The sequence below is a fragment of the Streptomyces sp. NPDC050448 genome, from assembly GCF_040655295.1.
Classification (GTDB): domain Bacteria; phylum Actinomycetota; class Actinomycetes; order Streptomycetales; family Streptomycetaceae; genus Streptomyces.
In genome coordinates this window covers 1-9,292 of the sequence record NZ_JBFAJR010000082.1, presented here as the reverse complement: position 1 = coordinate 9,292, position 9,292 = coordinate 1, and the positions used below count along the sequence as shown (strand labels likewise).

Below are 9,292 nucleotides of genomic sequence, written 5' to 3'. Positions count from 1 at the left end.
GGCCGCCCGGATCCTGCAGACCGACGCCGCCGCGGTCCTGCTCGCCCTGATCGTGGCCGGCACCGGCCCGGGCACACCTCGGACGGCCCGCTACGTGGCCGTGATCAGGATGCTGCCCGGCTCGCCCGCTCCCTCCTCCCGCTGCGGGGCCGTCCGGGGTGTGCCCGGGCCGGTGCCGGCCACGATCAGGGCGAGCAGGACCGCGGCGGCTTCGGTCTGCAGGATCCGGGCGGCCTGCGCCAGGCGGTACGGGTCCGGTGCCGGGATGGACAGGGCCAGGCATTCGGCGTTGGGGCCCGAGGTGATCGGGACGGCCGCGCAGACCGTACCCAGGGCGTACTCCTGGAGGTCCAGCAGCGCAGAGCCCGGCCGGCGGGTGTCGAGCTGCCGGAAGAGGTCCTCCTGACGGGTGATGGTGTGGGCGGTGAACATCTGCGCCCGGTGCCGCGACAGGTGGTCCTTGCGGCCGTCGGGTTCGAGCTGGGCCAGCAGGGCCTTGCCGACGGCCGAGGCATGGGCGGCGGCCCGGAAGTCGACCCACTCGTCCACGAGCGGTGTCGCCGGACCGTCGGCGTACAGGGTGATGCACACCTCGCCGTCGGTGTAGCGGGCCACGTAGACGGCGGCGCCGACCGCGTCCCGGACCCAGGCGAGGGTCTCCCGCAGGTGTCCGCGCCCGTCACCGGCCACTGTGTCGGTCAGTAAGAGCGTCCGGCCCGCGATGTACGCGCCGGGGCCGGCCGGGGCGACCAGGTTCGCCCGTACCAGCTCCTCCATGACGCGGGCCAGCACCAGTTGCGGCAGCCGCGTCTCGCGGGCGATCTGCGCGAGGCTCACACCGCCCGAGTAGCGGTTGACGACTTCCAGGACGCGCAGCGCCCGGTGGACGGATTCCATCGCGACCGGAGCCGGCCGCCCTTCGGACGGGCTGCGGCCCGGCTGGGTCACCTGCGGCTGCCGGAGCGCCTCGAGTGCCCAGGCGTTCGCCTCTTCCGTCAGGTGCAGGAGGTTCAGCCGTGCGTGCTGGGCCACCGCCACCGCGACCTGCGGGCCGAGGAGGAACACCTCCCCCAGATCGGGGTCGTCGGTCCAGCTCCGTGCCGTCACGGCCCGCCGCAGCCGGGCGGGAAGCCGGTACGGGGGCCGCCCGCCGTGCCCCCGCACCGCCGTGAGGGCGGTCAGGTCCTGGGTGGTGATCGGCGGCGAGGTCCAGATGACCGAGGCCGCGAGGGCCTCCTCCAGGTTCTCCGGGATCTCCGGCAGGTGCGGCAGACCCTCGTCCGGGGGCAGCACCTCGGCCAGCGCCCTCCAGTGCCGGGCGGTGCACACCTCGGCGCGCGCGAGGTGGTGGAGGTGGAGCAGGCGGGCCGCGGTCTTCGAGCCGGCTCCTGCCGCGTACTGGAACCAGAACTGCGCGCCCTCCATCCGGTCGGCCAGGTGCAGCAGGCAGCCGAACAGCAGCGCCGGTTCCGCACCGTGCGGCCAGGTTCCGGCGGTCAGGGCGAGCTCGGCGAAGGAACGGCTCTCCACCAGGGACCAGGCGAGGTCGTCCAGCAGCCGTGCGGCGCGCACGTGGCAGGCGGCGTCCAGTACGAGGTCGTCCACCGGTGTGGGCACGAGCGCGGGCAGGGGCGCGGGGCCGGCGAGGGAGGCCGGTGCCGGGAAGCCGCCCCGGCCGGCGGCGCCGGTCGCCGAGCGGGCCCGGTCCGCCGCGATGCGGCGGGCGATGCGCCGCCGGGCGGCGTCCTCGTCGTAGCCGGCGTACTCCTCCATCAGCACCTGTGCCTGCTCCAGTGCCGCCGCCAGCTCCTCCCCCGTCACGGCGTCGCGGTCGGCCGTCATGTCGCTCACTGGCCTTTCTCCTCTCCAGGAGCCCAGTCCGCCCCGAGTTTCTGGGACAGGATTCGGCTTGCGCCTCGAATGTGCGAACGGACCGTCGCGGGGGAGATCCCCATCATCCGGCCGACGGCGCCGTTGTCGTACCCCAGCAGGAAGTTCAGCAGCACCACGTCGTAGTGCCGCTCGGGCAGGCACGCGATCGCCGCGTACAGGCCGAGCTTGGATTCCAGCAGTTCCATGCGCTGGCGGGAGGCGCGGCGCAGGGCGGCGAACCAGGCCGTCTCCACCATGGCCCCGGGCCGGCCCAGAACCACGAGTCTTCGCGCGACGTGTTCGCGCAGCACCGCCCAGGCGAAGCCGTGCAGACTCGCCTCCTTCAGTGCCTGTCGCCACACCTTCAGCAGGAAGGTGAACACGTCGTCGACGACGTCCTCGGCGTCCTGGCGGGAGCCCAGTTGCAGGTGTGCGTAGCGCAGATAGGCGCGGTGGTGCTGGGAGTGGAACGCGCTGAACTCCACCGGCAGGACGCCGGCCAGCTCGCTGGAGACCGCCCGGTCCCCGGACGGGTCGAACTCGCCCTCACTCATACGCCCCTCCAGTGATGCCGGTCGTCGCCGGTACGGGCGGTCGCGGCCCGGGTCCTCGCAACCGGCAGCCATGGGTGTCTCCTGACAGCATCGAAAGCGACGAGTATCAGCACGGGAATGACGGTCTGGACAGGATTCACGTCGGCGGAAAGCCTTCCGGTGAAGTGAACGGAAATGGGCATGCCTGCCCCCCACATCCAGCAGCCGGACGGACCGGCTGCTCCCCCAACACCACCCCATCGGAAAAGACGCCCGGTTGTGCACGGGTGTCGATGGAAATCTTTCGGGAAATGGCGCATCTGCTCCGCTGCGCGCCCCCTTGCCGCCGTGTACGCCCCTACTCCACCACCAGGTCCGCCCGGGCCCGGCCCGCGGCGATCAGCCGGGCGTTCGCCTCGTCCGAGCGGGCCACCCACTCCTCGGCGCGAGCGGGCTCCTTGCCGTGGCGGACGTGACGGTCCACCAGCCGCCGTACGCGCACGGTGTCGTCGGGGGCGAGGAACCAGACCTCGTCGAGGAGCCCGCGTACCGCCCCCCACTCCCCCGCCTCGTACAGCAGGTAGTTCCCCTCGGTGACGACCAGGGGCACTGCGGGGTCCACCGGGATGCTCCCGGCGACCGGCTCCTCCAGTGACCGGTCGAACGCCGGAGCGTAGACCGCGGCGGCCGCGGGGACGCGCAGCCGGCTCAGGAGGGCCGCGTACCCGGCGGCGTCGAAGGTGTCCGGCGCTCCCTTGCGGCCGGCCCGTCCCAGCCGCTCCAGTTCGGCCTGGGCGAGGTGGAACCCGTCCATCGGTACGACCACGGCCAGTTCGGGCCCCAGCGCCCCCGCGAGGCGCCCGGCCAGGGTCGACTTCCCGGCCCCGGGCGGCCCGGCGATGCCGAGGATCCGACGGGTGCCCGCCGCCGCGAGCGCGCGGGCCCGCTCCTCCAGTTCGGTGAATTCCATCCCCCCATCCTGCCCGCGGGATGCGGGTGGGTGCGGTGCGGTGCGGTGCGCTCCGCTCAGCCGCCGGCGGGCGGGGGCCTGTGGGGGTTGACGCCGACGCGGGCGACGAGAAGGGCGATGTCGTCGTCCGCGGACGCCGGGACCAGGTGCGTGATCAGCGAGTCGCACAGGTGGTCCAGTGAGCGCTGGGGTTCGGTGAGCAGACGGGTGAGCTCTGTCAGGCGGTCGTCGATGTCGCTGCCGCGGGCTTCGACGAGGCCGTCGGTGTACATGACGAGGAGGCTGCCCGGGGGCAGGGTGAGGTCGGTGGTGGTGAAGGCGGTCCCGCCGACACCGAGCGGGGTGCCGGGCGGCAGGTCGACGAGGCGGGCCGTGCCGTCGGGGGCCACGATCGCGGGCGGCGGGTGCCCGGCGCGGGTGATGCGGCAGAGGCCGGTCTCCGGATCGAGCACGGCGTACAGGAAGGTGGCGATCATCGGCTCGGCGAGGTCGTCGAGGGTCGCTTCCAGCTGCTGCATGAGGTCCTCGGGAGCCAGATCGAGCCGGGCGAGGGCGCGCACGCTGGCGGAGAGCCGGCCCATGACCGCCGCGGCCGCGATGCCGTGGCCCATGACGTCCCCGATGAGGACGGCGGCCTTGCCGCCGGGGAGGTGCAGGGCGTCGTACCAGTCGCCGCCGATCTCGTTGACGTCGCTCGCGGGGAGATAGCGGTGGGCAACCTCGATGCCGGGCGGCGGAGTGATGTGCTGGGGCAGCATGCTGCGCTGCAGGATGACCGCGGTCTCGTGTTCCCGGTGGTAGAGGCGGGCGTTGTCGATGCTGATGGCGGCGCGGGTGCCGAGCTCGCCGGCGAGGGTGACGTCGTCGGGCCCGAACGGGCCGATGGGGCTGGTGCGGTAGAAGGTTGCCACGCCGAGCACCAGGTCCCGGGCGATGAGCGGGGCCATCATGAACGAGTGCACCCCGGCCGGCAGCAGCTGCGCGGCCTTGTTCGTGTGGCGGGCGGCGGAGGCGACGGCCTGCTCGTCCAAGTGTGCGATCAGGAACGGACGGCGGGCGGCGACGGCCTGGGTGTAAGGGGCGGCCGCCGGGAAGGTGAGGGTCCTGCCCAGGGGAGCGAGGATGCCGATCACGGCGGAGCCGGTCAGCGGGGCCTTGCCCAGGCGCCGCAGGGCGACGCCCCCGGCCACCCCGAGGCCGGGCTCGTCACCGCTGGCGAGGCTGTCCAGTACGTCGACGGTGACGGCGTCGGCGAGCTGCGGTACGGCGAGGTCCGCCAGCTCCTGCGCGGTGCGCTCCAGCTCCAGGCCGGCGCCGATGCGGACGCTGGCCTCGCTGAGCAGCGCCAGCCTGCGGCGGCCGGCCACGGCCTCGAGGTGGTCGTGTTGCTGCTCGGTGATGTCGAGCAGCGAGGCGATCACGCCGATCGGGCGGCCGCCCGGGTCCTCCACCCGGACGTACGAGCACGACCAGACCCGGTCGTGGGCGGGGTCGGCCGGGGTACGGCCCATGCGGCGGCGGTCCAGCACCGGCTCCCCGGTGGCCAGGACCTGCCGCATCGCGTCCTCCATCTCCTCGGCGTTCACCTCGGGCAGGACCTGCGCGAGGCGCCGTCCCACGTGCGCGGACTCCGAGAGGCCGTTCATCGCCTCCAAAGCCGGGTTGACCTGGAGGAATCGCAGTTGTGTGTCGAGGATGGCGATACCGACGGGCGAGCGGGCGAACAGCCCGTCCCAGACCGCCGACGATCCCCGGATCCGCCGGGCCGCGTGGGCGTCGGCGGCGAAGACCAGGACCGCGGAGGCGCCGTGGCGCCGGCTGGGCACCGGGCAGGCCCAGATCTCCAGCTCCAGCGGGTGCCCGTCCTGGTGCCAGGCGGTCACGGTGCCCATCACCCCGCGCCCGGTGACGGCTGTCTCCCACAGGGCGCGGCCGAGGCTGCGGTCGGCTCCGGGGTGGAGGAGGTCGGCGATGTGCCGGCCGACGATCTGCGGCGGGGTGTAGCCGAGCAGTTCCTGCGCCCCGCGGTTCCAGCGGACGATCGTGCCGTCGGCGCCGGTGGCCAGCTGCGCCACGGGCAGCGAGCCGAGCCACCCTCCGGCGTCCTGGGCGGCGCCGCTGATCAGGTCCTCGATCGGCATCTGCTCGCTCATACCGCACCCGCCCCTCGGGGGCGGGCCGGTCCGCCCCGGCCCGCCGCTCCTCGGATGCCGCGGTCAGCTCCGTACGGCCGCCCGGCAAGGGAGGCCTTCAGCTGCGCTTCCTCCACACCACCCATGGTCGCCCTGCCGGACCGGTACCGCTTCCCGGCGCGGTCAGGCGCGTGCGAGCACCGCCACGGCGTTGTGGCCGCCGAATCCGAAGGAATTGCTGACGGCGACCGGCGGGGTGCACCGCCTGGCCGTGCCCCTCACGACGTCGATGTCCATTGCGGCGTCGGTCTCGCCCGGCCCGGCCGTGGGCGGGACGGTGTCCTCGGCCAGGGCCAGGGCGGTCAGGGCCGCCTCGATGACGCCCGAGGCCCCGAGGGTGTGCCCGAGCGTGCCCTTGGCCGAGGTGACGGGCGGCCTGCGGGGGAAGACCCGGCGCAGGACGGCGGCCTCGATGCCGTCGTTCTGCCGGGTCGACGTGCCGTGCGCGTTGACGTGGCCGACGTCGTCGGGGCCGATGCCCGCGTCCGCGAGGGCGGCGCGGACGGCCTGCTCGGCGCCACGGCCTTCGGGGTGCGGTGCCACCAGGTGGTGCGCGTCCGTCGAAGCGGCGTAGCCGATCAGCCGCGCGAGGGGCCGGGCCGCCCGGGCGGCGGCGTGCTCGGCGCGCTCCAGGACCAGCGCGCCGGCGCCCTCGGCGATGACGAAGCCGTCGCGGGTGGCGTCGAAGGGGCGCGATCCCGTCCCCGACAGGGCGCCCAGCTGGGAGAAGCCCGTCACCACCAGCCGGGTGACGGCCGCCTCGGCGCCGCAGACGAGGGCGATGTCGCACTGTCCGGTCGCCAGCAGGTCCCGGGCGAGGCCGAGGGCGGTGGTGCCCGAGGCGCAGGCCGTGGAGGTGGACAGGGCGGGCCCGGTCACCCCGAAGCGCAGCGCGATGTTGGCGCACGTCATGTTGATCAGATAGCCCGGGAGGAAGTACGGGGAGACGAACTCCGGGCCCTGCTCACCGAGTCGGGCGAGTGCCGTGTCCTGGGTCCGGACGCCGCCGAGGCCGCCGCCGGTGACGACGCCGACCCGGCTGCCGTCCCACTCGCCCGGATCAAGCCCGGCGTGGTCGAGTGCCTGCGCGGCGGCCACCAGGCCGAACCGGTCGACCGGGTCCAGGTGGGCCGAGCCGCGCCGGTGCAGGACCGGGTGGTCCAGCTCCGGTACGCGGCAGCTGAGGGACACGGGCAGACCGTCCAGCACGGGGTCGGGCGCCGCGGTGGAGCGGCCCGCGCGGACGGCCGACCACGTCGCGTCCCGGCCGCACCCGGCCGCCGTGACCAGGCCGAGCCCGGTCACGACGGCCTCCGGGCGTCGGATCAACGGTCCGTCCGCCGTGCGTCGACGGATGCGGCGAACTCCGCGAGCGTGGCGGCGCGGAGCTCGTCCTCCTCGACCTTGACGCCCAGCGTCTCGTGAACGGCGATGGCCATCTCGACGATCATGAGCGAATCGGTCAGCAGGTCGCGCATGGGCGCGCTCGCCCGTACCTCGTCGGAGGGGACTTCGAACCTCTCGACGAGCAGTTCACTGATCACGTCGAGGACGGATTCCGGCGCGGAAATAGTCACGGAAGCTCTCATTTGCGGTGTCGGTGCCATTGCAGCAGGGTGGCGAGGGAAGGGCCTAGTCGTGCTCAAATAAGTACCACGGCAGGGTATTTACTCAAAACCCGCCGCCACTGCGCTTGTTGATGATTCAAAACGTGAGAGTGGGGATCATTCGTGTCGGAAAGCATGGCCGATGTGACCGATGTGATCGAGGTGGCCGGCGCCGAACTCAGGTACATGAAACGGCTGCTCGGCGATGCCGGGGAGAGCGCCTGGGACCGGCTCCTCGACTGGTTCGTCGACGACTACTTCCGGCTCGAGGTGGTGGGGTTGGAGAACATTCCACCCGAAGGGCCCGCAGTCGTCGTCGCCAATCACTCCGGCGCCTGGGGGCTCGACGCCTTCGTTCTCCAGAAGGTGTTCACCCGCAGCCTCCGGCGGCCCCTGCACGTACCGGCCGCGCCCCTGGTATTCCGGTTCCCGGTCATCGGTTCGTATGCTCGTAAGAAGGGCGCCATTCCCCTCGATCCGATGCTGGGACTGGAACATCTGACCGCCGGGGAACTCGTCGGGGTGTTTCCCGAAGGACTCGCCGGTCTGGAAAAGCCCTTTCGGAAGCGCTATCAACTCCGGCCGTTCAGCCCCGGATTCGCGCTCACGGCCGTCCGGGCCGGCGCCCCCGTCGTGCCGGTGTCCGTCATCGGCGCCGAGGAGGCATGCCCGCGGATCGGCGGGATCCCGGCCCTGGCGCGTCTCTTCGACCTGCCCTACTTCCCGATCACCACGGTCTTCCCGCTGCCCGCGAAATGGCTGGTCACCATCGGCGAGCCGATCCCCGCGCCGCACCGGCCCGCGTCCTACGCCGCCCGTTCGGCCGCGGCCCGCCTGCTGTGCGCCGAATCCCAGGCCGCCGTTCAGGCCTTGGTGGACCGGGAACGGCGCAGGCGGGCAACGCCGTTCTGGTAACGCGCTCGGAGCACGCCCGGCCCTGGGAGTGCCCCGGGCGCCGGGCGTGTTCCCGGCGCGGCGGCCGGGCGGCCGGGGACCGTGGGCCGGGGGCCGGCGGCCGGGGGCCGGCTCACCCGTCCTCGGCCACCGCCCGCACTTCGGGCCAGACCAGGGTCGTCGACCCCCAGGCCAGCCCCGCACCGTACGCGGTCAGGGCCACCCGCCGCCCCGGCGACAGCGTCCCCGCGGCGGCGGCCTGGGCCAGCAGCACGGGCACCGACGCCGCCGCGGCGTTCCCGTACGTCTCGATGTGCGACAGCACCTGCCCGGGCGCCAGCCCCAGCTCGGCGGTGAGCCCGTCCAGGATCCGCTGGTTGGCCTGGTGGGCGACCAGCAGGTCCAGGTCCCCGAGCCGCCACCCGGCCCGGTCCAGGGCGCGGGTCACGGAGTCGCACATCCCGACGACGGCCTGCTTGCGTACGACGGGCCCGTCCATCCGGAAATACGGCGAGAACTCCTCGTCCGGCGCCGCCAGTTTCCGCTTCCTCGCCCGCGCGCCGCCGCCGGGGATCTCCAGCAGATCGGCCTGCGCGCCGTCACTGCCCAGGTCGAACGGGCCGAACGCGCCGGGTGCGCCGGCCTCGCCGGCGCACAGCACCACCGCTCCCGCCCCGTCCCCGAAGATGGCCGACATCAGCCAGTCCTGCGGATCGAGGAACGCACTGAACACGTCCGAGGCGACCAGCAGGACGCGGTCGAAGGCCCCGGCGGTGATCATCGAGGAGGCCACGCCCAGGCCGTACAGAAATCCGCTGCAGCCCGACGCCAGGTCGAACGCGGGTACCGTGCCCAGCCCGAGCCGCGCCGCGACCTCCGGGGCCCCGGCCGGCAGGAGCCGGTCCGGCGAGATGGTGGCCAGGACGACCGCGTCGACGGCGGACACCCCGGCCGCCGTCAGCGCGTGCCGGCCGGCCCGTACCGCCAGGTCGACGGTGGCCTCCCCGTCCGCGATGCGCCGGCTCGCCACACCGATGCGGGTGCGGATCCACTCGTCGCCGATGGGCCGCTGCCCGCACAGCTCGGCGTTGGTGAGGACGCGCGGCGGCACGTACGCGCCGAGCCCGGCGAGGACAGCGCCACGGCCGCGCGCGGGCACGGAATCGGGGCGTGCATCACGGAACCCGCACCGAGGAAGAGGCCGGCCTTGAAGAAGCCGTGCGT

Annotated in this window: 8 protein-coding genes; 1 reads left to right on the top strand and 7 read right to left on the bottom strand. The window is 73.5% G+C overall.

The window, feature by feature from the left end:
• Window positions 1-90 precede the first annotated feature (90 nt).
• The 6 genes from AB0I68_RS38290 to AB0I68_RS38265 form a co-directional block, all read right to left on the bottom strand.
• A complete protein-coding gene (locus tag AB0I68_RS38290; protein WP_363182067.1) occupies window positions 91-897 on the bottom strand; it encodes an IclR family transcriptional regulator C-terminal domain-containing protein in 807 nt (268 codons plus the stop codon).
• A 950-nt stretch (window positions 898-1,847) separates the two neighbouring features.
• Window positions 1,848-2,426: an RNA polymerase sigma factor gene (locus tag AB0I68_RS38285; RefSeq protein ID WP_363182066.1), complete on the bottom strand. Its 579-nt coding sequence runs from the start codon at window positions 2,424-2,426 to the stop codon at window positions 1,848-1,850.
• A gap of 337 nt (window positions 2,427-2,763) precedes the next feature.
• Entirely contained in the window at window positions 2,764-3,375 is a 612-nt protein-coding gene (locus AB0I68_RS38280) for a nucleoside/nucleotide kinase family protein (protein ID WP_363182065.1), read from the bottom strand.
• 56 nt (window positions 3,376-3,431) lie between these two features.
• Window positions 3,432-5,528: a SpoIIE family protein phosphatase gene (locus AB0I68_RS38275; RefSeq protein ID WP_363182064.1), complete on the bottom strand. Its 2,097-nt coding sequence runs from the start codon at window positions 5,526-5,528 to the stop codon at window positions 3,432-3,434.
• Window positions 5,529-5,690: 162 nt separating this feature from the next.
• Complete coding sequence (locus AB0I68_RS38270) at window positions 5,691-6,872, bottom strand: beta-ketoacyl-[acyl-carrier-protein] synthase family protein (RefSeq protein WP_363182063.1); 1,182 nt, start codon at window positions 6,870-6,872, stop codon at window positions 5,691-5,693.
• Between the two features lie 20 nt (window positions 6,873-6,892).
• Window positions 6,893-7,144, bottom strand: coding sequence for an acyl carrier protein (locus AB0I68_RS38265; RefSeq protein WP_363182062.1), 252 nt, complete (start codon window positions 7,142-7,144; stop codon window positions 6,893-6,895).
• Window positions 7,145-7,297: 153 nt separating this feature from the next.
• Between AB0I68_RS38265 and AB0I68_RS38260 the strand changes: the two genes are divergently transcribed.
• Window positions 7,298-8,089: a lysophospholipid acyltransferase family protein gene (locus AB0I68_RS38260; RefSeq protein WP_363182061.1), complete on the top strand. Its 792-nt coding sequence runs from the start codon at window positions 7,298-7,300 to the stop codon at window positions 8,087-8,089.
• A 112-nt stretch (window positions 8,090-8,201) separates the two neighbouring features.
• Here the strand turns inward: AB0I68_RS38260 and AB0I68_RS38255 are convergent, their stop codons facing one another.
• Window positions 8,202-9,227: a beta-ketoacyl-ACP synthase 3 gene (locus AB0I68_RS38255; RefSeq protein ID WP_363182060.1), complete on the bottom strand. Its 1,026-nt coding sequence runs from the start codon at window positions 9,225-9,227 to the stop codon at window positions 8,202-8,204.
• Window positions 9,228-9,292 lie beyond the last annotated feature (65 nt).